Raw genomic sequence first — 21704 nt, 5'->3', positions numbered from 1 at the left:
AGTGTGCCGCATCTTGCCAAGTGCTAGGGGTTTTCCCTATATTGGGGCAAGCGGTGCCCTATGGCGGTGCCAGCGACTAATACCAATAGGTTATCGGCTCAAACAGCGTGCAGCGGTACAAACGGCCACCTCGACGCACCCCGGTGGTGCAGTCTTTCGTGATTTCAGGAGACATCCATGCACGCCATTTCCGCCCCCACAGCCCACCCCGTGCGGCTGCCCTTTTACCGGCAACTGTATTTCCAGGTGGTGGTCGCCATCGTTCTGGGGGTGTTGCTGGGCCATTTCGAGCCCGCCTATGGCGAGGCGCTCAAGCCGCTGGGTGATGCGTTCATCAAGCTGGTCAAGATGATCATCGCCCCGGTGATCTTCCTGACTATCGTGACCGGCATCGCGGGCATGTCGCAGCTCTCCACCGTGGGCCGCGTGTTTGGCAAGGCCATGGCGTATTTCCTGTTCTTCTCCACGCTGGCCCTGGTGGTCGGTCTGGTGGTGGCCAACGTGGTGCAGCCCGGCGCGGGCATGAACATCAACCCGGCCGACCTGGACCAGACGGCCGTGAAGACTTACGTGGCCAAGTCGCACGAGATGTCGCTCACCGGCTTTGCGATGGACATCATCCCCAAGACGCTGGTCAGCCCGTTCGTGGGCGACAACATCCTGCAGGTGCTGCTGGTGGCGGTGCTGTTCGGCATCGGCCTGGCCATGGTGGGTGAGGCAGGCCGCCCGGTGCAGAACTTCCTGGAAGCCCTGACGACCCCTGTGTTCAAGGTGGTGGGCATCGTGATGAAGGCCGCGCCCATCGGTGCGTTCGGTGCCATGGCGTTCACCATTGGCAAGTTCGGCCTGGGCTCGCTCGTCAACCTGGCGTGGCTGGTGGGCTCGTTCTACATCACCTCGCTGTTGTTCGTGGTGGTCATCCTGGGCTTTGTGGCCCGGCTGTGCGGTTTCTCGGTGTTCAAGCTGTGCCGCTACCTGAAGGCCGAGCTGATGCTGGTGCTGGGCACCTCGTCGTCCGAGTCGGCTTTGCCTTCGCTGATGGAGAAGATGGAAAAAGCCGGTTGCAGCAAGTCGGTGGTGGGCCTTGTGGTGCCTACGGGCTACTCGTTCAACCTGGACGGCACCAACATCTACATGACGCTGGCCGCGCTGTTCATCGCCCAGGCCACCAACACCGAACTGACGCTGGGCCACCAGGTGGCACTGCTCCTGGTGGCGATGCTCAGCTCCAAGGGCGCGGCCGGCGTGACCGGCGCGGGCTTCATCACCCTGGCCGCCACGCTGGCGGTGGTGCCCGAAGTGCCCGTGGCCGGCATGGCGCTGATCCTGGGGGTGGACCGCTTCATGAGCGAATGCCGCTCGCTGACCAACTTCATTGGCAATGCGGTGGCCACCGTGGTCGTCTCGCGCTGGGAAAACGCGCTGGACCATGAACGCCTGGACGCCGCACTGAACGGCCATCCCCTGCCAGCCCCAGCCTCGGTGGCGGAGCCGGTGGTGGCCGCAGATGTGCCGGTAGGTGCGATGGCCCGCACGGTGGCCTGATCGCGCGGTCTTCAGTGCTTCATCCAGGCGGTGCAGGCTCTCGGGCTTGCACCGCTTTTTCGTTTCGACTGCCCCGAAGCTGCGGCTTCGCATGAACACAGGCAGGCCGCGTGCGACAGCGAGGCGACTTTCTCCCGCACGCCTCAAGCACAATGGCAGCCGCCCCGGTTTTTGAAAGGTCGCTCGCACTCAAGGCACGGGGGTATTGCAAAGGAACCCTATGACCCTCGAAGCCGTACTCGCCGCCCTGCACCTGGTGGCCATCCTGACCTTTGTGGTCTTTCTTTCGAGCCAGGCTGCGCTGTGCCGCATGGAATGGATGAATGCTGCCGTGGTCGAGCGACTGGCCCGGCTGGACGTGATCTACGGCGTGGCCGCCGTGCTGATGATTGCCAGTGGCCTGGCGCGCCTGGCCTGGGGCATCAAGGGCATGTCCTGGTATGTGTCCCAGCCCATGTTTCACATCAAGATCACCATCGTGGTGGCCATGGCCATCCTGTCGATCTGGCCGTCGATCATGTTTCGGCGCTGGCGCGGCAACCTGCGGGCCACGGGCGCCCTGCCCAACGCGCTGGAGGTGAAGAAGGTGCGCCGCCTGGTGATGATCCAGTCGCATGTGCTGCCCGTGGTGGCGGTGATCGCGGTGTTCTGGGCGCGGGGCTGGTAGTTCGTACACTCTGCCACGCACAAAAAAGCCGCTGACCCGAAACGGGCAGCGGCTTTTTTTGTGGGCGGGGTGCCGGGCTTACTTGCTCTTCAAACACTCGCTCATGAAGGCCTTGCGTTCGTCGCCCTTGAGCGTCTTGGCTTTTTCGTCGGCGTTGCAGGTCTTCATCTTGGTCTGCTGCTTCTCTTGCTTGTTGGCAGACAGGCATTCCTTCATGAACGCCTTGCGCTCGTCGCCCTTGAGCGTCTTGGCCTTTTCGTCGGCGTTGCAGGTGGCCATCTTGGATTGTTGCTTGGTCGGCGCCTTGGCGTCTTCGGCGGCGTGCGCGCCTGCGCCCAGGGTCAGGGCCAAGCCGAGTGCAGTCAGGGAAATCAGCTGTTTCATGGAAGCTCCTGGAGTGAATGCGTTATTGGTGGGTCCCGGCGGAATTGCACCATAGAACGCAGCGCGGGACAACGCGGAAAAGCCGTGCGGCGATGCGTTTGTGGTGTGATTGCGTGGCGCATTCCTTGGCGCACTTGTCTCCGCATTCACCTGGGCGTTTGCGCCGAGGCTGCGGCGGCCTTGTGAAATGTGCTCAGCGTGCGCTGCAGGATGTGCGGGTTGTGCGCCAGTCCCGCCAGCGAAACCACCACATCGCCGCCTTGTTGCCAGCGTTGCAGGGCCAGGGAGATGACACGCAACGCAGAGACTTTGTCCGAGGTATGCAGCCTGACCACGATGCGATCGTCGCTATCAAGGCGCACACGCTCCATGGCCTCCCAGGGCACGGGTTGCGGGTCCTCGTCCCGCAAGTCGGTGATGCCCGTTTCGTCGATGACCACCGCAGGCTCCCTGTTTTTGTGCGCCTCCAGGGCGCCCCGGCCCAGCGTCCACGCAAGACAGAACGTGCAGAAAGCGGCAAACGAAAACAAGACGGTGAACAGCCGGTCGTCAAACACCAACGCCATGAAGATGGCATAGGCCGTAAGGATGGCCATCAACACCGCAAAAGGCACCTGAAAAAACAGGGTCCAGCGGCGTCGATACAGCAGGATGGGATGGGGCTGCATGCGCAATGTCCTGTTGGATGGGGGCTGGCGCTTATTGTGCCTTTGGCTGGCAGGTTGGCGGCCCCCGTAAAATCCGCCGATGCTCACTGCAAAAAATGAATTGCTCGCGGCCCTGGCCGGCGAGCTGGAAAAACTGTCGCCCGGCTCTGCGGGGCGTGCTGCGTTCGAATCCCCCAAAGTGGCCGCGCATGGCGACTTTGCCTGCACCGCCGCCATGCAGCTGGCCAAGCCGCTCAAGCTCAACCCGCGCGCGCTGGGCGAGCAGCTCAAGGCGGCGCTGGAGGCCACGCCGGCCTTCACCCGCTGGGTCGATGCCATCGAGATCGCGGGCCCGGGCTTTCTGAACATCCGCCTCAAGCCCGCCGCCAAGCAGGAAGTGGTGCGCGAGGTGCTGTCCGCTGGCGAGCGCTTTGGCTACCAAAAGGACAACGGCCAGCGCGTGCTGGTCGAGTTCGTCTCGGCCAATCCCACCGGACCCCTGCACGTGGGCCACGGCCGCCAGGCGGCCCTGGGCGACGCGATCTGCAACCTGTTCAGCACCCAGGGCTGGAACGTGCACCGTGAGTTCTATTACAACGACGCGGGCGTGCAGATCCAGACGCTGACCACCAGCACCCAGCTGCGCGCCAAGGGCTTCAAGCCCGGTGACGAATGCTGGCCCACCGACCCGGAGAACCCGGCGTCCAAGGCGTTCTACAACGGCGAGTACATCCAGGAGATCGCCAACGACTTCCTTGCCAAGAAGACCGTCAAGGCCGACGACCGCGAGTTCACCGCCAGCGGCGACGTGGAGGACCTCGAGTCCATTCGCCAGTTCGCCGTGGCCTACCTGCGCAACGAGCAGGACAAGGACCTGCAGGCCTTCAACCTGAAGTTCGACGAGTACTACCTGGAGTCGAGCCTGTACACCAGCGGCCGCGTGGACGCCACGGTGAACAAGCTCGTCGCCAACGGCAAGACCTACGAGCAGGACGGCGCGCTGTGGCTCAAAAGCACGGACTACGGCGACGACAAGGACCGGGTCATGCGCAAGAAGGACGGCACGTACACCTACTTCGTGCCCGACGTGGCCTATCACATCGCCAAGTGGGAGCGCGGCTTCACCAAGGTCGTCAACATCCAGGGCACCGACCACCACGGCACCATCGCCCGCGTGCGCGCCGGGCTGCAGGCGGCCGACGTGGGCATTCCGCAGGGCTACCCCGACTACGTGCTGCACACCATGGTGCGCGTGGTCAAGGGCGGCGAAGAGGTCAAGATCAGCAAGCGCGCGGGCAGCTACGTCACGCTGCGCGATCTGATCGAATGGACCAGCAAGGACGCGGTCCGCTTCTTCCTCTTGAGCCGCAAGCCCGACACCGAGTACACCTTCGACGTGGACCTGGCCGTCGCGCAGAACAACGACAACCCGGTGTACTACGTGCAGTACGCCCACGCGCGTATCTGCTCGGTGCTGTTGCGCGAACGGGGCTTCACTGAGGAAATCGTCACTGCCCAGGCAAGCTTGCTGGCCATCTCCGAGGAGCAGGTGCGTGTGGAGCTGTTGGGTAAGGTGACTTCCGAACTGTATGCGGCGGACTTGTCTTGCCTTGACAGCGCACCCGCCCAGGCGCTGATGCTGCAACTGGCCAAGTACCCCGAGATGCTCACGGCCGCCGCCGACGGGGAGGCGCCGCACGACGTCACCTTCTACCTGCGCGACCTGGCCGCCAGCTACCACAGCTACTACGATGCCGAGCGCATCCTGGTCGACGACGAAGCCGTGAAGAAGGCCCGCCTGGCGCTGGTCGCGGCCACCGCACAGGTATTGCACAATGGCCTGGCCGTGCTGGGCGTGTCGGCTCCAGCCAGAATGTAAGCAGTCACTATGAAGAAACAACAGACGGGCGGGACCATCATCGGCTTCATCGTGGGGGTCATCGTGGGCCTGGGCGCCGCATTGGCGGTGGCCGTGTATGTGGCCAAGGTACCGGTGCCCTTCCTCAACAAGGGCAATGGCCGGGGCGTGGATATGGACGCTGCCGAATCCCAGAAGAACAAGAACTGGGACCCGAACTCGCCGCTGTATGGCAAGAACCCGGCGCGCGCGCCCGCACCGCCTGCGGCCACAGTCGCATCGGCCCCTGCCACGGCAGCGCCGCCACCAGATGTCCGTGCCGCGGCGTCCGCACCAAAACCTGCTGCCAGCAAGCCCGAGGCCAAGGCCGAAACCAAGCCGGGCGCGGACCCACTGGGTGATCTGGCGGTGGCCAAGGCGGCCGCCAAGGGCAATCTGGACCCGTTTGACTACTTTGTGCAGGCCGGGGCATTCCGCACCCAAGTCGACGCCGACGCCCAGCGCGCCAAGCTGGCCATGCTGGGCTGGGAGGCCCGCGTGAGCGAGCGCGAACAGAATGGCCGGGCCGTTTTTCGCGTACGTGTGGGCCCGTTCACCAAGCGCGACGATGCCGAGCAGCTCAAGGAGAAGCTCGATGGCGCCGGGGTGGAGTCGGCGCTGGTGCGCGTGCAGCGCTAGCTGCTCTGAACTTTTTGCGGGGGCATGGCTCACATCCCCCAGACCTGTAACAGGAGAGTCTTTGTCATGAAACGCCGTGAGTTTTCTTTGTCCGCCGCTTCGGCGGTTGCTGCTTCCGCCCTGACGCTGCCAGTGGCCACCCCCGCGCTGGCGCAGGCCCGCCAGTTCAAGGAGGGCAAGGACTTCCGGCGGCTGGACAAGCCCGTGGCGCCCGATGCGCCTGCGGGCAAGGTCGATGTGATCGAGTTCTTCTGGTACAGCTGTCCCCATTGCAACGCCTTTGAGCCCACGCTCGACGCCTGGGTGAAGGCCGCTCCCAAGGACCTCTCCATCCGCCGCATGCCCGTGGCTTTCAACGCGAGCTTCGTGCCGCAGCAAAAGCTCTACTACGCCCTGGAAGGCATGGGCAAGCTCGAAGCCCTTCATGCCAAGGTGTTCCGTGCCATCCATGTGGAAAAGCAGAAGCTGGCCAAGGACGATGAAATTTTTGCCTGGGTGGCCCAGCAGGGTGTGGATGCCGCCAAGTTCAAGGAAATCTACGGCTCGTTCACTGTGTCCAACCAGGTTCGCCGTGCATCGCAACTGCAGGATGCCTACGGCGTAGAGGGCGTGCCGTCGATGGGCGTGGCTGGCAAGTTCTACACCGATGGCACCATGGCCGGCAACATGCAAAACGTGCTGCAGGTGGTGGAACATCTGGCGGCGGTGGCCCGCAAAGGCTGACGGTTTTCTGCCGACCGCCCCGTCCTCTTGGTTAAAGCCCGCACCTGCGGGCTTTTTTCATGGAGGAGTGCGACAGGGTGGCTACAATGATTGCAAGATTCGTGCCCTATGAACCATCGCCTCCTTCCGATCCTCCTGCTCGCGGCTCTGGCCTGCACCCTGGGTGTGGCCCACGCCGAAAAGGCCGACCGCGCCAAGCCCATGAACATCGAGGCGGACGCTTTGCGCCATGATGAACTCAAGCAGACCAGCGTTTTCTCTGGCCGCGTGGTCATGACCAAGGGCTCCATCGTGCTGCGCGGTGCGCGGCTGGATGTGCGCCAAGACGCCGACGGCTACCAGTACGGCGTGGTCACTGCCGAACCCGGCAAGCGCGCCTTCTTCCGGCAAAAACGCGACACCCTGGCTGGCGCACCCGACGAGTTCATCGAAGGCGAGAGCGAGGTCATCGAGTACGACGGCAAGGCCGACAACGTGCGCTTCATCACCCGTGCCGAGCTGCGCCGCTACCGAGGCGCTGTGCTCAGCGACGAAATCACGGGTGCCGTGATCGTCTACAACAATCTGACCGACGTTTTCTCGGTGGACGGCAAGCGCACCACCACCAACGCCGCAGGCGATGCCCCCGCACCCGGCAGCCGAGTGCGCGCCGTGCTGGCACCCAAAGACCCGCCGCCTGCAGTGGCGGCTCCCGAGGCGGCCCCCCCTGCCTCGGCACCGGCACTGCGCCCCAGCAACAGCCTTGGCGGCGGCGCCAAGTGAGTGGGCCTGTCGTGAGTACCGGACCTGACGCCCAGGCGGGCAGCCGCTTGGGGCCTGATTCCCAGATGGGCAGCCGCCTGGAGGTGCAGCACCTGGCCAAGTCCTACGGCAGCCGCAAGGTGGTCAAGGATGTGTCGCTGGTGGTGCAAAAGGGCGAGGTCGTGGGGCTGCTGGGCCCCAACGGCGCTGGCAAGACCACCTCGTTCTACATGATCGTAGGGCTGGTGCGCAGCGACGAGGGCGATATCCGCATCGACGGCCATTCGGTGGCCCACATGCCCATCCACCGGCGTTCGCGCCTGGGCCTGTCGTACCTGCCTCAGGAAGCCTCGATCTTTCGCAAACTCACGGTCGAAGAGAACGTGCGCGCCGTGCTGGAATTGCAGCGTGGCGAGGATGGCCAGCCACTCGCGCGCGAAGCCATCGAAGAGCGCCTGACGGCCCTGCTACAAGAATTGCGCGTGGACCACCTGCGTGCCTCGCCCGCCATGGCGCTGTCGGGCGGTGAGCGCCGCCGCGTCGAGATCGCCCGGGCCCTGGCCACGCAACCGCGCTTCATCCTGCTGGACGAGCCCTTTGCGGGCATCGACCCCATCGCCGTGATCGAGATCCAGCGCATCATCGGCTTCCTGAAGGCGCGCGGCATCGGCGTGCTCATCACCGACCACAACGTGCGTGAAACGCTGGGCATCTGCGACCACGCCTTCATCATCAGCGACGGCCGCGTGCTGGCCCAGGGCACGCCGTCCGAGATCGTGGACAACGCCGAAGTGCGCCGGGTGTACCTGGGCGAACATTTCCGCATGTAGACATGGCCCCCACGCTTGTCACAACGCGCACTGCGCAGCCCCCCGAGGGGGCCTTCGCGCCTTGGGGCGGCCCGGCGACGCTCAATCAATGAAACCTGGACTGTCGCTGCGCGTCTCGCAGCATCTCGCATTGACCCCCCAGCTTCAGCAGTCCATCCGGCTGCTGCAGTTGTCCACGCTCGAACTCTCGCAGGAAGTCGAGCAGATGCTCGACGAAAACCCGTTCCTCGAACGCAATGCCGACGAAGCTCCGCGCGAGGAGTTTGGCCTGGAAGCGGCCGACACGCCCGCGCAGCCCGACGACTACAGTGCGGACGATGCTATTTTTTCCGGAGCTACCAGCGCAAGCAGTACAAGCGCTGAAGGCCAAAATGATGCTGAAACGCCGAGTGCTGGCGCTGACGAGCCTGACTGGAGCGGCGACGGCACGGTAGAGATGGCGCCCAACGATGCCGAGTGGGGTGGCGATGCACCCGCCCGCAACCGCAACGACTCCGAAGGCGACGAGGCCGACGCCACCGAGCTGGCGCGTTCGCACGAATCGCTGACCGCCTTTTTGCACCGCCAGGCGCTGGCGCTGCGCTTGTCCGAGATCGACCGCGCCGCGCTGCGCTTCCTTATCGAATCGCTCAACGACGACGGCTACCTCGAAGAACCGCTTGAAGAGCTGGCCATCGGCCTGGCCGGGCCCGACGACCTGGAGCAGATCGAGGAACTGGTGCACCGCTTCACCGTCGCCCAGCGCCTGCTGCAGAGCCTGGAGCCCGTCGGCGTGGGCGCGCGCGGCCTGGCCGAATGCCTGACGTTGCAGCTCAAGGCCCTGGCTGCGGACGAAGACAGTGAGATCGACCCCGACACCGTGCAGACCGCACTGCGCGTGTGCCAGCAGCCGCTGGAGATGCTGGCGCGCCGCGACATCCGTCGCCTCACCCAGTTGTGCGGTGATGGCGAGGAACGCACCCGCGCCGCCATGGCGCTGATCGCTCGCCTGGAGCCACGCCCCGGCCGCCGTTTTGCCGATGTAGAGCGCAACATCATCGTGCCCGACGTCATCGTGCGCAAAGCCGGACGCGCCAACGGCCGCGACGGCCAGCACAACTTCATCGTCGCGCTCAACCCCGACGTGATGCCGCGCCTGCGCGTGCACGACATCTACGCCGGCGCCCTGCGCGGCCACAAGGGCGGCGAGGGCCACCAGGGCATGCAGCAGCGCCTGCAGGAGGCGCGCTGGTTCATCAAGAACATCCAGCAGCGCTTTGACACCATCCTGCGCGTCTCGCGTGCCATCGTGGAGCGGCAAAAAAGCTTCTTCACCCACGGCGAGCTGGCCATGCGCCCGCTGGTACTGCGCGACATTGCCGACGAACTGGGCCTGCACGAATCCACCATCAGCCGCGTGACCACCGCCAAGTACATGGCCACGCCGATTGGTACCTACGAGTTGAAATATTTCTTCGGCTCGGGCCTGGGCACCGAGACCGGCGGCAACGCATCCAGTACCGCCGTGCGCGCCCTCATCAAACAGTTTGTGGCCGCAGAAAGCCCGGCCAAGCCCCTGTCCGACAGCCAGATCGCCGAGATGCTCAAGGAGCAGGGCATCGAATGCGCACGCCGCACCGTGGCCAAGTACCGCGAAGCGCTCAAGATCGCGCCGGCGAATCTGCGCAAGGCGCTGTAGGTCGACTCGCAGAGGGGCACGCAGGGGTGTGCGCCCGGTTGTGTGTTTCCGTTCAATTGTCTTTTTACTACCCGCCGCCCCGCCATGGCCCGCATCGTCTTCGACCTTCCCCCGCACTTCGGATTCACCACCGAAATGCAGATCTACATCAGCCACGTCAACCAGGGCGGGCACCTGGACAACGCGCAGTTGCTGAGCCTCGTGTCCGAAGCGCGGGTGCGCTTTTTCCAGTCACTCGGTTACCCCGAGGCCGATGTGGGTGGTTTGTCCATCGTGGTCGGCGACATCGTGGCGCAGTACAAGTCCGAGGGCTTCCATGGTGAGACCATGCGCGTGGATATGGCGCCTGCCGATTTCAACCGCTATGGGTTTGACCTGGTCTTTTGCATGACCGAGAAGACCTCGGGCCGCGAGGTGGCGCGCGGCAAGATCGGCATCGTTTTCATCGGCAAGGCCGACCGCAAGGTGGCGCCGATCCCGGACTCCATCCGCCAGTTGCTGCTGGCCCGTGCGGGTACGCCGGATTCACACGCACTTTCCGAGCGCGTATCCTCACCATCGACATGAATCAACTCCAACTTTTTCTCCCTTGCGCCGCCGGTGTGGAGGGCCTCCTGGCCGACGAGGTGCATGGCATCACCGGCCTCACGGGGCAAGACCTGCTGGTCGGCCGCGGCGGCGTGCTGTTGCGCGCGTCCTGGCGCGAGGCGCTGCTGCTCAACCTGCACAGCCGCCTGGCCCAGCGCGTGCTGGTGCAGCTGGCGCACCGCCCCTACCGTTCTGAAAACGACCTGTATGCCGCCGCCAGCGACGTGGCCTGGGAAATCTGGTTCACCACGCGCCAGACCTTCAAGGTCGAGGTGACCGCCCAGCACAGCCCGCTGCAGAGCCTCAACTTCGCGGGCCTCAAGGTCAAGGACGCCGTGGCCGACCGCTTTCGCGCCAAAAGCGGCGTGCGTCCCGATGTGAACACGCAGTGGCCCGACGTGCGCATCCACCTGCACCTGACCACGGAAGAAGCCACCATCTACATCGACACCTCTGGCGAGCCGCTGTTCAAGCGCGGCTGGCGCGAGGACAAGGGCGAGGCCCCGCTGAAGGAGACCCTGGCCGCCGCCATGATCGCCGCCAGCGGCTGGGACCCGCACGGCGACAACCTCCAGCCGCTGTACGACCCCTGCTGCGGCAGCGGCACCATCGCCATCGAGGCCGCGCAGATCGCCTGCCGCATCCCGGCGGGCATGTTGCGCCGCTTTGCGTTCGAGAAACTGCTGCCGTTCCAGGCCCATGTCTGGACTGCTATTAAAAATGAAGCTGAAGGTGCAATACAGACAAGCGCTGTGCCCATATTTGGCAGTGATGTGGCCCACCGCATGGTCGATTTTGCCCAGCGCAATGCCGAACGTGCGGGCGTGGCCGACGCCGTGCAACTGCGCGGTGGCGACGCCCTGCAGCGCATGCCGCCGTGCGACCAGCCCGGCGTGATGCTGCTGAACCCGCCCTATGGCGAGCGCATTGCCGCAGCCGGTGCCGCAGGCCAGAACGCCAACGAACGTGCGGCCGAGCGGGCCCTGGGCGCCAGCGTGGGCCGCGAAGCTGCGCACACCGATGATGGTGGCGAGTTCTTCAGCCAGCTGGCAACCCACTGGAAGAAGAACTACAGCGGTTGGACCGCCTGGATGCTCACGCCCGACCTGAAACTGCCCGGCAAGATGCGCCTGAAGGAGTCGCGGCGCGTGCCCATGTGGAACGGCCCCATCGAATGCCGCATGTTCCGCTTCGACATGATCAAGGGCGCTGTGCGCGACCGCGCTGCAAAGGCGGCGCCAGAAAACGGCCCGGGCAATGCTGGTTGAACTGCGCCTGCCCGCCGAGGCCCCGGCGGGCGAGCCCGCGCGCCCCGTGGTGGTGGACACCAACGTCGCGCTGGACCTGCTGATCTTCAGCGACCCGCGCACCGTGCCGTTGCGCACGCTGCTGGCCCAGGGGCGCCTGTCATGGATTGCCACGCAGGTCATGCGCGACGAACTTGAGCGCGTGCTGGCCTATCCACACATCGTGGAGCGCATGAACTACTACCGGGTGGATGCCGCGCAGGTGCTGGCAGCGTTTGATGCGCAGGCGCAGCTGGTGGAGATCGCGCCGAAGGTGGCCTATGTGTGCAAGGACGCGGACGACCAGAAGTTCATTGACCTGGCGGCGGCGCACCGCGCCATTTTGCTGAGCAAGGACAAGGCGGTGATCTGTATGCGCAAGCGGTTGTTGAGCTTGGGCGCGGATGTGGCGACGGAGGTGGTGATCGAGGAGGCTGGCCTGGTTGCGGAATCTTAGACAGCGGAAACCTTCAATGACGGAATCATCACCTCGGGCGAACTGTTTTGATGCGTCAGCATTGGTAAAGGTGTACTCCGAAGAACCGGGTAGTGCCGTTGTTCGCGAGTACTTCTTTCACCAAGCACTTACTCGGTATACGACACCATTTTGCTTTTACGAAGCACTGAACATTCTGAAGACCAAGTGGCTTTTTCGCGGTCAACTGTCTGAGGCCGAATACCGAGGTGCTTGTTCCGCTCTGACGGCTTGGTTCCGTTCAAGCAGTCGGTACATAAAGGATATTGACTTTACAAATATCCAAATCTTCAACGACGTCCAGCAAATTGCTTGTAGGCATTCGCTTGATCTATCCGATGCATTTCAGATAGTCAGCGTCAAGAGCGGATACTTCTCCGCGCTCGCAAATGAATCGCAGACCTTGCTTATTACCGCTGACCAAGGGCTCGCTACTGCGGCGCGTGCTGAAGGAGCTAAGGCCTGGTATATCCTCGGGGAGCCATCCCCATAGGTCAGTCTTAGGTCCGGTTAGCGTAGCGTAACCCGACGTTTCCTTGTCGGGACGCTGACTGTGAGGCTGCGCCTGCGGCTAACCGAACCTACCTGCTTTGGATGCCTCAGGTCAGCAAGTCATACGCCGCCCGCACCCGCTGCAAATCCCGCCCCAGCTTGCGGTTCGCAGGCAGTCGCCGCATCCATCCCATCCGGCGCACGCTGATCTCCAAGACCTCCCGCATCTCCGCGCTCTCCTGCGCCACCCACGCCGCCCAGCGCTCGCGCCCCTCGGTCAGCGTGCCACTGGCGTGCAGATAAATCGCGGTGGAGTGCGCGTAACACAGCGCATCGCGCACATGGCACACGGCCAGTGGAAGCACGGCCGCAGGGTCGTCTTCAAAGTCGATGCAGGCCACTTCGCCATCGGGGCAGCGCACCAGATTGCGCGCAAAGGCCTGGCTCAGGCACGTGCCCTGATGGTGTACCTGGGCCAAGGTGTCCAGCCCTTGTTGCCACAGCGCCAGCACGGTGGCCGTGTCACCCGCCTGCACGGCATGGTCGATCTCGTTGCCCAGCGAATGGATCTCTTCGCCCGTGTGGCCCAGGTGGCGCATGGCAAAACCCTGGGGCAACGCGGCCAGCACCACGGGCACGCGGATGCCGCGTGCGGCCAGGTCGCGCAGGCGTTGCACCTCCGTGGCAATGGCGGCGGGGCCGCCGGGGTTGGGCACGGGGCGCAGCACCGGGAGCCGCAGCAGGGCGGCCAGCACGGCCATGGCGCGGTAGCGGCCCATGCCGTGGGGGGCTCCCGCGCGCTTGATCCAGATCTGTTCATCGCCCAGCACATGGGCCATCACGTTGTGGGGCTGCGTGGCCAGCTGCTGCTGCAGAAGGGCGCCGTAGTCGATGGTGTGTGGTGTGGTGTCCATCGTCATACGGCGGCATCCCCTGCCACCACGGCAGCGGTGCCGGCCGCCGCTGCGTGCACCAGCTCCACATGGTGGGGAATGGACGGTTCCATCGCGGGTTCGCTGGCCTGAAAACTGTGGGCGCTGGCCAGGGGCCAGTACAGGCGGAACACGTTGTGCTGCGCGTCCAGCGGGCCCAGCAGCGCGCCCGGTTGCATGCGCGTGATGAGGTTGGACAAGAGGCGCACCTCGGTGTCGCTGATGCGGCGCACGATGTGGTGGGCGGTGATGTCCTTGGGGTGGCGCAGGCCGGCGGCCTGCACCAGCTCCTGCAACGCATGCAATGTGCTGCGGTGGAACTGCGCCACGCGCGTGGCCTTGTCGGGCACCACCAGGGCCTGCTGGCGCAGCGGGTCTTGGGTGGTCACGCCCGTGGGGCAGTGGCCGGTGTGGCAGCTTTGTGCCTGGATGCAGCCCAGCGCCATCATGAAGCCGCGCCCCGCGTTGCACCAGTCGGCCCCCAGGGCCATCATGCGCGCGATGTCGAAGGCGCTGATGACCTTGCCCGCGCAGCCAATGCGCACGCGGTCGCGCAGGTTCACCCCCACCAGCGTGTTGTGCACCAGCAGCAGGCCCTCTTGCAGCGGGGCCCCCACATGGTCGGTGAATTCGACGGGCGCCGCGCCCGTGCCGCCTTCGGCGCCATCGACCACGATGAAGTCGGGCGTGATGCCGGTGACCAGCATGGCCTTGACGATGGCAAACCACTCCCACGGGTGGCCCAGGCAGAACTTGAAGCCCGTGGGCTTGCCGCCCGACAGCGTGCGCAGCCGCGCGATGAACTGCATCATCTCCACCGGGTTGCTGAAGGCGCTGTGGCTGGCGGGCGAGATGCAGGCCTCGCCTTCCTTCACGCCACGCGCGGCCGCGATCTCGGCGGTCACCTTGGCGCCCGGCAGCACGCCACCGTGGCCGGGCTTGGCGCCCTGGCTGAGCTTCAACTCGATCATCTTGACCTGGGGCTCGGTGGCGCTGGCGGCAAAACGCTCTTCGCTGAACGTGCCGTCGGGGTTGCGGCAGCCAAAGTAGCCCGAGCCGATTTCCCAGATCAGGTCGCCGCCATGCACCCGGTGGTGCTGGCTGATGCTGCCCTCGCCGGTGTCGTGCGCAAAGCCGCCTTTTTTTGCACCCTGGTTCAGCGCCAGGATGGCGTTGGCCGACAGCGCGCCAAAGCTCATGGCCGAGATGTTGAACACGCTGGCGTGGTAGGGCTGGGTGCAGGGCGCCACGGACTGCGACGGTGCATCGGGGTTGCCGCCGATCCACACGCGGAAGTCGTGCGATGGCAGCTGTGTGGGCGCGAGCGAGTGGTTGACCCATTCGTAGCCCTGCGCGCCCACGTCCAGGTGGGTGCCAAACGGGCGGTTGTCCGGGTCGCCCTTGGCGCGCTGGTACACCAGCGAGCGCTGCGCGCGCGAGAACGGCGCGGCCTCGCTGTCGCTTTCGATGAAATATTGGCGCACCTCGGGCCGCACATATTCGAGCATGAAGCGGATGTGGCCGATGACTGGGTAGTTGCGCAGAATGGCGTGGCGCGACTGCTGCAGGTCGTACACGCCCAGGGCCACCAGGGCGGCGAACACCAGCACCACCGGCAGCCCCACGCCAAAGGCCACCAGCGCAAACAGCGACAGCAGCAGCCCGAAAACGCACAGCGCAAAGGCCGTGTAGCGCACCGGGTACAGGGAGTTCAGTTGGTGGAGCATGGGGGTCCTGGTTCTGGTGGCGGTGCGAGAGGGGGCTACACTGACCGCCTTTTTATCGGGTTGCCGTGTTGCGCGCGGCTTTTTTGAGGCCCGGCACCACCCCGGGCCGCCGTGCTGGCGCTGCGCCAGCGCCACGGCACAAGGCCTGCGCATCATAAAAGTAAAACAATGTTTTACCGCCCCCGCTTTCTCGCTTGACGACCGGAGCTCCCCATGACCGAACCCACATCCCCCACCCCCGCCACCGACGATCTTGATGACCCCACGGGCGCCCCTGCCGCCGCGCTGGGCCCTGAGGAGCTGGAAGAGATCGACAACATCCTTGACGATCTGCGCTCGCGCGGCGAGGAAATCCCGCAGTGGGAGTTCTGCGACGGCTTCATGACCGCGCTGATCTGCAGCCGCCGCCCCATCGGCCCGGCCGAATACCTGCCCATGCTGCTGGGCGACGGCGCCGAGCTGGATGTTGCCGAAGGCGACCCGCTGCCGCAGTTGCCCGCGTTTGCCGACGCCGCCCAGCAGGCGCGCTTTTTAGAGCTGTGGAACCGCCGCTGGGCCGAGATCGTGGCCCAGCTCGACACCGACGTGAAGACGCTGGACGACGACCGCACCTTCCAGCCCGAAGCCATGGACATGCGCGGCGCCGTGGCCAGCCTGACCGACGAGCAGCGCGCCGAAATGGGCGACGACCAGGAGATCCCGTCCTTCGGCCAGGTGTGGGCGCTGGGCTTCATGTTTGCCGTGGAGAACTGGCCCGAAGACTGGGCCGCCCCGCGCGACAAGGAAGCCGCCAAGTGGCTGGACGACGCGCTGGACAGCATCGTCGCCCTGACCGAAGACGACACCGGCAAGCCCGAAGTCTGTATGTACGACGAAGACGGCCCACCCAGCACCAGCCAGGCGCGTGTCGAAGCTTTCGGCGAGGCCATCTGGGCCGTGTACGACCTGCGCCAGCTGTGGAAGAGCATGGGCCCGCGCGTGGAGACCGTGCGCAAGGCGCCCGAGCCGGGGCGCAATGACCCTTGCCACTGCGGCAGCGGCAAGAAGTACAAGAAGTGCCACGGGGCTTGATGCCGTTGGTTTGCTACTAATTTGGTAGCTGCTAGCGCTTTTGGGGTAAACGCTAGAGCCCAATTTGGCTTGATTTTTCTTCACGCGCCTTCGGGCGCGTTTTGTTTTGCACCGCACCACCTTGTTTGTCGTATGTCCTCCTTTCTGACCCGCCTGCGCGCCGAATGGGCGCCCAGCATTCCACGCGAACTGCTGGCCGGGGCCGTGGCCACGTTTGCGCTCATCCCCGAAGTCATCGCCTTCTCCTTCGTCGCGGGTGTCGATCCGTCCGTGGGGCTCTTCGCCTCGTTCGTCATCAGCCTGGTCATCGCCTTCACCGGCGGGCGGCCTGCGATGGTGTCTGCGGCGGCGGGCTCGGTGGCGCTGGTGGCTGCGCCGCTGGTGCAATCGCACGGGCTGGGCTACCTGCTGGCGGCGGGTCTTCTGGCCGGGGCCGTGCAGGTGGCATTTGGGCTGATGAAGCTCGGTGTGTTGATGCGCTTCGTGTCCAGCTCCGTGCGCACGGGCTTCGTCAATGCGCTGGCCATCCTGATCTTTGCCGCGCAACTGCCGCACCTGCACGGCGCCAGCACGGCCACCTGGGGGGCGCTGGCGTTGGGGCTGGCGCTCATCTACGGCCTGCCGTGGCTGGGCCAGCGGCTGGCATGGCCTGCGCTCACCGCCATTCCGTCACCGCTGATCTGCGTGGTGGTGCTCACGGTGCTGGCATCGGCGCTGGGGCTGCACCTGCCCACGGTGGGCGATCTGGGCAAGCTGCCCGATGCGTTGCCCGTGTTTGCGCTGCCGCAGGTGCCCGCGTCGCTCGACACCTTGCGCATCATCCTGATGCCCGCGCTGGCGATTGCCATGGTGGGCCTGCTCGAATCGGTGCTCACCGCCGCCGTGGTCGATGAGCTGACCGACACGCCCAGCGACAAGAACCGCGAATGTGCGGGGCTGGGCGTGGCCAACATCGCGGCCAGCCTGTTCGGCGGCATTGCGGGCTGCGGAATGATCGGCCAGGCCGTAGGCAATGTGAAGTACGGCGGGCGCGGGCGCCTGTCCACGTTGTTTGCCGGGGTGTTTTTGCTGATCCTCATGGTGGCGCTAAAAGACTGGGTGTCGCGGGTGCCGGTGATCGCGCTGGTGGCCATCATGGTCATGGTGTCGGCCGAGACGTTCGACTGGAAATCGCTGGGCGCCCTGGTGCGCCACCCCCGCCTGTCCAGCGCCGCCATGCTGGCCACCGTGGCCGTCACCATCGCCACGCACAACCTGGCGGCTGGCGTGGCCGTGGGCGTGGTGCTCAGCGGGGTGTTCTTTGCGTTCAAGGTCTCGCGCATGCTGGAGGTGCGCGTGCACGACGATGCGGATGGCGCCGATCACGCAGATGGCGCTGGTGCCACGGCCTTGGGCCAGCGCACCTGGCGCGTGTCCGGCCAGGTGTTTTTTGCCTCGGCCGACGCGTTCATCGAAGCGTTTGACGTGCTGGGCGCCGAGGGCCGCGCGGTGGTCATCGATGTGACGCACGCCCACTTCTGGGACATCACCGCCGTGGCCGCGCTCGACAAGGTGGTGCAGCGCCTGCGCCACCATGGCTGCACGGTGCAGGTGCTGGGGCTTAACGAAGCCAGCGCGGTGCTGATTGATCGGATGGGAAGCGATGTCGCTCCGGCCAGTGCGAAAGGTGGGGCGGGCGGTTGAGCGGTTAGGTTGCCGTACTGCCTAGCTGGCGCTTTAGCGGGGGCGACCAGCCCCGCAGCACGCCCGGCACGCCCAGCGCTTGGCTGCCGGCCTTTTTGTCGCCGTGCACAGCATCGCCACATGTCCAGCCGCAATGCTCCGTGCCATTGCGGCAGTGGCAAGAAGTACAAGGGTGCTACGGGTTTGGGGTAGGGGAACTGCTGATTTGATAGCTGCTGGCGCTTATTGGATAAGCGCTAGAGGCCAATTTGGCTTGATTTTCCACCGCTCCCCATTGCAGATGCGAGGGCGGGGTTCAAGGTGGGTGGCTGCCTGTCGCTGATCGAGCACGGTGATAGGGCGCTTTGGGCCCAAAGCGGATATCAAGGATTTCGGCGGCGGGTGCCGTCACCCTTGAAGTAGACCGAAGTCCCGGTACAGTCTTTCCGCCAGACCGCTTACGTCGTTGACAGCGTCGTCGAAATGGATGGCATTTATGCCAGTCAAAGCTGCCACTTCCACATTGCGTGGATCGTTGTCGATGAAGACCGCATGCGCGGCGACAAGGCCTACCCGGGCAAGGGCATGCTCGAACAATGCGGGAGTTGACTTCGACTTACCGACGTCTGCCGAAACTATGATGGGATCAAAATGCGCATCGAGCCCTTGAACAAAGGTTAGACGACGCATTCGATCTGCCTTGTTGTCTGTGATGATTCCTACGCGGCACTCGCGCCGCAATTGCGCCGCCAAATCAAACATTGAAACGTTGACTGGCGTACTGTCAAACGCTTCTTCCAGCAAACGCAATGGCAGATCCACGTTGAGGTCTTCGCAGACTTGCGGCCATACGTCGGTATATGACGTGAGGCCCAGCGTCAGATCCTTGTTGTGCTTCGCCAGTGCCGCCGAGACACGCTCCAAAGCAATTCCGGTCTGTCGGCTGATAAATCCGCAGGTGGTGATCGACCCTGTGCGGTCTGTGGTCAGCACGCCGTCATAGTCGAAGAATACGCACTCGATTCGCATGCTTTGTTCCTCTGGCGAATGTCCGCTCTTGGCCGAGAGCCGCAGTTCCCAATGCGCTGAGCGATCTGCGTCACCGCAAAACCACCCCATCACCCCTGCGCCAAAAATTTCTTCAAATTCCCCGCCGCAGTACTGCGCACCTTGCGCCGGAGCGATGGCGACCAGCCCAGCAGCACGCCCGGCAGGCCCAGCGCCTGGCGCGACCAGCTCCAGAAGTTGAAGCGGTCGCGGTGTGTGGCGATCAGCCCGTCGGGCGTGAAGGTGAAGGTGCCGTCGATGATGTTGTGCACCTTGCGCCCCGTGGCGCTGAAGAGGTAGTGCGCCTCCCAGTGCGCCTTGCCGCCCTTGGCGTCGGCTTCAATGCCGCTGAACGTGAGCTTCCAGTGCTCGGCGGCGCCGGGCTTTTGGGTGGCGGTGCACAGCATGCGCCACATGCCGCCCACCTGCTCGCGGCCCTTCAGGGAAAAAGCCTCGTCGTCAAAGGTGGCGTCGGGCGCGTAGCAGGCGGCCATGGTGGCATGGTCAAGCTGCGCAAACGCGGTGTAAAAGCGCTGCAGGGTCTGGGCGTTGGGGTGCATGGGGTCTCCTCCTCAAGGGCGCCCATGCTACACCGGTGCCTGCCCGTTGCATGCCGCTTGGGCGACCGTCCCGTGCGGTGCGTTCTCAGCGGGTGCGCAGCCCGCCGATGCGCCGGCGCCTTGTAGCATCTAGCCCGTCCAGCACCTGAATGCCATGTGCATACCCCTGCTGCACGATCTGCTCGAAGCGGTTCCACTGCAGCATGCCGACGCGGTCCATGGGCGGGTTGAAGTACAGGTCGGTGAGCTGTTGCGACTGGCGCTGGCGCGACATGCTGTACAGGATGGTGACCTGCATGAGGTAGCTGGCCAGCGAGGGCAGCTTGTAGCGGCGCTGGGCGCGCGGGCGCAGCTTGTCGCGCAGCAGGGCCCAGCTGGTGGGCATGTCGTCCAGCTCGATCCGGCGCGGTTTGCGGAAGTTCAGGTCCACGCCGATCACCGTGCCGACGCCGCGCATGCTGCGCATCACGTCCACCGGAAAGTTGTTGAACGTGCCGCCGTCGCACAGCAGGTCGCCCTCGTGCACCACGGGCGGCAGTGCGCCGGGGATGGAGATGCTGGCCAGCAGCGACTTCACCAGGCTGCCACGGCGCACCACCTGTTCGCTGGCGCGCGAGTAGTTGGTGGCCACGCAGTAGTAGTTCTTCCACAGGTCTTCCACCTGTGCCGGGAAGCCCACCAGCCGGCCCACGGCCTCGTGCAGGATGTGGCGCAGGCGCCGCCCCTTGATGAGCGACATCAACGGCAGCAGGTTGAAGTCGCCCGTGGGGTTGGTGCGAAATGCCTCGCGGGCGTTGGCCATCACCGTCGCCAGCGGCTGGTCGGACGCCACATACGCGGCCATCACCGATCCAATGCTGGTGCCGCCCACGCAGTCGATCTCCACGCCTTCTTCCTGCAATGCGCGGTAGATGCCCAGGTGTGCAAAACCGCGTGCGCCGCCGCCAGCCAGCACCAGGCCCACGGCGGTGCGGCTCTGGATGCGGGCCAGGCGCGCCATGTCGCGGTCGAGGGCGGGGCGCACATGCACATGGTCGGCCACGGGGCGGCGGTCCAGCCATTGCTGGGTGCCGCGTGGGCACTGGGTGCCTTCGGGGTGCAGCAGCACCAGGATCTCGGCGGCCTCGGCCAGGGGCGCGCGGCGCAGCAGGCAGTTTTCTTCGATCGGGTGGATGGCGGGCTCGGCCTGCGCGTCGGCCAGCAGCAGCAACTCGTCGCAGTGGCGGCTCACGCGGCGTGTCCAGGGGGTGGGCTCGGGGTCGGCCAGCAGCAGCACGAAATCGTTGCGGGCCTCGATCTCGTCGAGCAGCATGGCAATGCGGCGGTTGGCCGTGGCGTCGGCGCCTTCGCGCTGCGCAATGCCGGGGGCATGCAGCTCGGCGTCCACGGTGGCGGAGTCCACCACCCGCACCCGGCCGATGGTGCCGAGCTGGCGCGCCAGGCTTTGGCCAAAGCCCTGCAGGTCCACGCCCGCGCTGATGGGCAGCAGGCCCATGGCCACGGGGCGCTCTTGTGCGGCCGTGCTGGCTGCGGTGCCCGACTGCAGGCGCTGAATGATCTGGCGCGTGAGCGCAATCGACACCTGGGCGCTGCTGGCCAGCAGGGTCTTGAACACGTCCTTGGTCAGGCGCACCAGCACCGAGTCGCGCACGGCGACCACGGTGGCCGCGCGGGGCGCATCGGTGAACAGGCTGATCTCGCCAATCACCTGGCCCCGGCCCATGTCGGCCACACGGCGCTGTGGCCCGCTGCTGCCGTCATCGCTGCGCACATAGGCACGCAGTCGGCCGCTCACCGTGAGGTACATCGACTCGCCGGGCTCGCCCTGGGCCATCAGCGTGCTGCCACCGGGCATCTCCACCCACTCCAGCTGGGCGCGCAGCAATTCCAGTGCCTCGGGTTCGATGCCTGGCAGAAAGCTGCGCAGGTGCTCGGTGAGCAGTTGATTCTGGGTCGCGGTAAATGGGGGCATGGTCACGCAATCGGCAAGGCACGGTGAGGGCGCTGCAGAACGCGGGGGCTCGCGAACAAGCTGTGTTCGCGATGGGTTTCGCAGCGTGCGAAGCGGCGGATTCTAGGAACGCAGGGGCACCTGTGCCTGCCTCTCAGGGGC

At 65.3% G+C, this 21704-nt stretch carries 22 protein-coding genes; 15 read left to right on the top strand and 7 right to left on the bottom strand.

Annotated features, from left to right (window positions below; translation table 11 throughout):
- The first annotated feature begins 177 nt into the window (after positions 1 to 177).
- Complete coding sequence (locus ARADN35_RS0123175) at positions 178 to 1545, top strand: dicarboxylate/amino acid:cation symporter (protein ID WP_010466437.1); 1368 nt, start codon at positions 178 to 180, stop codon at positions 1543 to 1545.
- Positions 1546 to 1765: 220 nt separating this feature from the next.
- Positions 1766 to 2212: a DUF2214 family protein gene (locus ARADN35_RS0123170; RefSeq protein WP_010466436.1), complete on the top strand. Its 447-nt coding sequence runs from the start codon at positions 1766 to 1768 to the stop codon at positions 2210 to 2212.
- Between the two features lie 78 nt (positions 2213 to 2290).
- Here the strand turns inward: ARADN35_RS0123170 and ARADN35_RS0123165 are convergent, their stop codons facing one another.
- A complete protein-coding gene (locus tag ARADN35_RS0123165; RefSeq protein WP_010466435.1) occupies positions 2291 to 2596 on the bottom strand; it encodes a PsiF family protein in 306 nt (101 codons plus the stop codon).
- Positions 2597 to 2742: 146 nt separating this feature from the next.
- Entirely contained in the window at positions 2743 to 3264 is a 522-nt protein-coding gene (locus ARADN35_RS0123160) for a hypothetical protein (RefSeq protein WP_010466434.1), read from the bottom strand.
- A gap of 79 nt (positions 3265 to 3343) precedes the next feature.
- Here ARADN35_RS0123160 and argS point away from each other — a divergent pair, with 79 nt between their 5' ends.
- From argS to ARADN35_RS28120, 10 genes are all read left to right on the top strand, one after another.
- Complete coding sequence (gene argS, locus ARADN35_RS0123155) at positions 3344 to 5122, top strand: arginine--tRNA ligase (protein WP_029414334.1); 1779 nt, start codon at positions 3344 to 3346, stop codon at positions 5120 to 5122.
- A 9-nt stretch (positions 5123 to 5131) separates the two neighbouring features.
- Positions 5132 to 5779, top strand: a complete 648-nt coding sequence (locus tag ARADN35_RS0123150; RefSeq protein ID WP_010466432.1) for an SPOR domain-containing protein — start codon at positions 5132 to 5134, stop codon at positions 5777 to 5779.
- A 66-nt stretch (positions 5780 to 5845) separates the two neighbouring features.
- Positions 5846 to 6502, top strand: a complete 657-nt coding sequence (locus ARADN35_RS0123145; RefSeq protein WP_010466431.1) for a thiol:disulfide interchange protein DsbA/DsbL — start codon at positions 5846 to 5848, stop codon at positions 6500 to 6502.
- 108 nt (positions 6503 to 6610) lie between these two features.
- Positions 6611 to 7264 (top strand): lipopolysaccharide transport periplasmic protein LptA, encoded by a 654-nt coding sequence (gene lptA, locus ARADN35_RS0123140; RefSeq protein ID WP_010466430.1) that lies wholly within the window; start codon positions 6611 to 6613, stop codon positions 7262 to 7264.
- Between the two features lie 65 nt (positions 7265 to 7329).
- Positions 7330 to 8073, top strand: a complete 744-nt coding sequence (gene lptB / locus ARADN35_RS0123135; RefSeq protein ID WP_010466429.1) for an LPS export ABC transporter ATP-binding protein — start codon at positions 7330 to 7332, stop codon at positions 8071 to 8073.
- Positions 8074 to 8161: 88 nt separating this feature from the next.
- Positions 8162 to 9751, top strand: a complete 1590-nt coding sequence (locus ARADN35_RS0123130) for an RNA polymerase factor sigma-54 (RefSeq protein WP_029414332.1) — start codon at positions 8162 to 8164, stop codon at positions 9749 to 9751.
- Between the two features lie 84 nt (positions 9752 to 9835).
- Positions 9836 to 10318 carry an acyl-CoA thioesterase gene (locus ARADN35_RS0123125; protein ID WP_010466427.1) on the top strand — a complete coding sequence of 161 codons (483 nt, stop codon included), beginning with the start codon at positions 9836 to 9838 and terminating at the stop codon, positions 10316 to 10318.
- Positions 10315 to 11607 (top strand): THUMP domain-containing class I SAM-dependent RNA methyltransferase, encoded by a 1293-nt coding sequence (locus ARADN35_RS0123120; RefSeq protein WP_029414331.1) that lies wholly within the window; start codon positions 10315 to 10317, stop codon positions 11605 to 11607. The genes ARADN35_RS0123125 and ARADN35_RS0123120 overlap by 4 nt, the downstream gene beginning before the upstream one ends.
- Positions 11597 to 12082 carry a putative toxin-antitoxin system toxin component, PIN family gene (locus ARADN35_RS0123115; protein ID WP_010466425.1) on the top strand — a complete coding sequence of 162 codons (486 nt, stop codon included), beginning with the start codon at positions 11597 to 11599 and terminating at the stop codon, positions 12080 to 12082. The genes ARADN35_RS0123120 and ARADN35_RS0123115 overlap by 11 nt, the downstream gene beginning before the upstream one ends.
- A gap of 16 nt (positions 12083 to 12098) precedes the next feature.
- Positions 12099 to 12593: a type II toxin-antitoxin system VapC family toxin gene (locus tag ARADN35_RS28120; protein ID WP_139019236.1), complete on the top strand. Its 495-nt coding sequence runs from the start codon at positions 12099 to 12101 to the stop codon at positions 12591 to 12593.
- Between the two features lie 106 nt (positions 12594 to 12699).
- Here the strand turns inward: ARADN35_RS28120 and ARADN35_RS0123110 are convergent, their stop codons facing one another.
- Both ARADN35_RS0123110 and ARADN35_RS0123105 read right to left on the bottom strand, forming a co-directional pair.
- Entirely contained in the window at positions 12700 to 13512 is an 813-nt protein-coding gene (locus ARADN35_RS0123110; protein ID WP_010466424.1) for a hypothetical protein, read from the bottom strand.
- Entirely contained in the window at positions 13509 to 15251 is a 1743-nt protein-coding gene (locus tag ARADN35_RS0123105; protein WP_010466423.1) for an FMN-binding glutamate synthase family protein, read from the bottom strand. Before ARADN35_RS0123105 ends, ARADN35_RS0123110 begins: the two co-directional genes overlap by 4 nt.
- A gap of 213 nt (positions 15252 to 15464) precedes the next feature.
- Between ARADN35_RS0123105 and ARADN35_RS0123100 the strand changes: the two genes are divergently transcribed.
- The 3 genes from ARADN35_RS0123100 (at position 15465) to ARADN35_RS28825 (ending at position 18197) form a co-directional block, all read left to right on the top strand.
- Entirely contained in the window at positions 15465 to 16322 is an 858-nt protein-coding gene (locus ARADN35_RS0123100; RefSeq protein WP_010466422.1) for a YecA/YgfB family protein, read from the top strand.
- Positions 16323 to 16454: 132 nt separating this feature from the next.
- Positions 16455 to 18005, top strand: coding sequence for a SulP family inorganic anion transporter (locus ARADN35_RS0123095; RefSeq protein WP_010466421.1), 1551 nt, complete (start codon positions 16455 to 16457; stop codon positions 18003 to 18005).
- 120 nt (positions 18006 to 18125) lie between these two features.
- A complete protein-coding gene (locus ARADN35_RS28825) occupies positions 18126 to 18197 on the top strand; it encodes an SEC-C metal-binding domain-containing protein (protein ID WP_373404759.1) in 72 nt (23 codons plus the stop codon).
- Between the two features lie 195 nt (positions 18198 to 18392).
- Here ARADN35_RS28825 and ARADN35_RS0123090 read toward each other — a convergent pair whose 3' ends face one another.
- The 3 genes from ARADN35_RS0123090 to ARADN35_RS0123080 all read right to left on the bottom strand — a co-directional run bounded on the left by ARADN35_RS0123090 (position 18393) and on the right by ARADN35_RS0123080 (position 21563).
- A complete protein-coding gene (locus ARADN35_RS0123090; protein WP_010466420.1) occupies positions 18393 to 19013 on the bottom strand; it encodes an HAD-IA family hydrolase in 621 nt (206 codons plus the stop codon).
- Between the two features lie 89 nt (positions 19014 to 19102).
- A complete protein-coding gene (locus ARADN35_RS0123085) occupies positions 19103 to 19591 on the bottom strand; it encodes a nuclear transport factor 2 family protein (RefSeq protein WP_010466419.1) in 489 nt (162 codons plus the stop codon).
- An 85-nt stretch (positions 19592 to 19676) separates the two neighbouring features.
- A complete protein-coding gene (locus ARADN35_RS0123080; protein WP_010466418.1) occupies positions 19677 to 21563 on the bottom strand; it encodes a cyclic nucleotide-binding and patatin-like phospholipase domain-containing protein in 1887 nt (628 codons plus the stop codon).
- Positions 21564 to 21704 lie beyond the last annotated feature (141 nt).

The organism is Acidovorax radicis N35, from assembly GCF_000204195.1.
Lineage (GTDB): Bacteria > Pseudomonadota > Gammaproteobacteria > Burkholderiales > Burkholderiaceae_C > Acidovorax > Acidovorax radicis.
Note: the sequence above shows the minus strand (reverse complement) of the source record. Positions and strands in the feature narration are given on the sequence as shown.

Coding starts and splice junctions, on each gene's coding strand:
- ARADN35_RS0123130 (WP_029414332.1), top strand. CDS start 8,162: ATGAAACCTGGACTGTCGCTGCGCGTCTCGCAGCATCTCGCATTGACC.
- lptB (WP_010466429.1), top strand. CDS start 7,330: ATGGGCAGCCGCCTGGAGGTGCAGCACCTGGCCAAGTCCTACGGCAGC.
- lptA (WP_010466430.1), top strand. CDS start 6,611: ATGAACCATCGCCTCCTTCCGATCCTCCTGCTCGCGGCTCTGGCCTGC.
- ARADN35_RS0123100 (WP_010466422.1), top strand. CDS start 15,465: ATGACCGAACCCACATCCCCCACCCCCGCCACCGACGATCTTGATGAC.
- ARADN35_RS0123150 (WP_010466432.1), top strand. CDS start 5,132: ATGAAGAAACAACAGACGGGCGGGACCATCATCGGCTTCATCGTGGGG.
- argS (WP_029414334.1), top strand. CDS start 3,344: ATGCTCACTGCAAAAAATGAATTGCTCGCGGCCCTGGCCGGCGAGCTG.
- ARADN35_RS0123120 (WP_029414331.1), top strand. CDS start 10,315: ATGAATCAACTCCAACTTTTTCTCCCTTGCGCCGCCGGTGTGGAGGGC.
- ARADN35_RS0123115 (WP_010466425.1), top strand. CDS start 11,597: ATGCTGGTTGAACTGCGCCTGCCCGCCGAGGCCCCGGCGGGCGAGCCC.
- ARADN35_RS0123160 (WP_010466434.1), bottom strand. CDS start 3,264: ATGCAGCCCCATCCCATCCTGCTGTATCGACGCCGCTGGACCCTGTTT.
- ARADN35_RS28120 (WP_139019236.1), top strand. CDS start 12,099: ATGACGGAATCATCACCTCGGGCGAACTGTTTTGATGCGTCAGCATTG.
- ARADN35_RS0123090 (WP_010466420.1), bottom strand. CDS start 19,013: ATGCGAATCGAGTGCGTATTCTTCGACTATGACGGCGTGCTGACCACA.
- ARADN35_RS0123165 (WP_010466435.1), bottom strand. CDS start 2,596: ATGAAACAGCTGATTTCCCTGACTGCACTCGGCTTGGCCCTGACCCTG.
- ARADN35_RS0123145 (WP_010466431.1), top strand. CDS start 5,846: ATGAAACGCCGTGAGTTTTCTTTGTCCGCCGCTTCGGCGGTTGCTGCT.
- ARADN35_RS0123175 (WP_010466437.1), top strand. CDS start 178: ATGCACGCCATTTCCGCCCCCACAGCCCACCCCGTGCGGCTGCCCTTT.
- ARADN35_RS0123080 (WP_010466418.1), bottom strand. CDS start 21,563: ATGCCCCCATTTACCGCGACCCAGAATCAACTGCTCACCGAGCACCTG.
- ARADN35_RS0123170 (WP_010466436.1), top strand. CDS start 1,766: ATGACCCTCGAAGCCGTACTCGCCGCCCTGCACCTGGTGGCCATCCTG.
- ARADN35_RS0123095 (WP_010466421.1), top strand. CDS start 16,455: ATGTCCTCCTTTCTGACCCGCCTGCGCGCCGAATGGGCGCCCAGCATT.
- ARADN35_RS0123085 (WP_010466419.1), bottom strand. CDS start 19,591: ATGCACCCCAACGCCCAGACCCTGCAGCGCTTTTACACCGCGTTTGCG.
- ARADN35_RS0123125 (WP_010466427.1), top strand. CDS start 9,836: ATGGCCCGCATCGTCTTCGACCTTCCCCCGCACTTCGGATTCACCACC.
- ARADN35_RS0123105 (WP_010466423.1), bottom strand. CDS start 15,251: ATGCTCCACCAACTGAACTCCCTGTACCCGGTGCGCTACACGGCCTTT.
- ARADN35_RS0123110 (WP_010466424.1), bottom strand. CDS start 13,512: ATGACGATGGACACCACACCACACACCATCGACTACGGCGCCCTTCTG.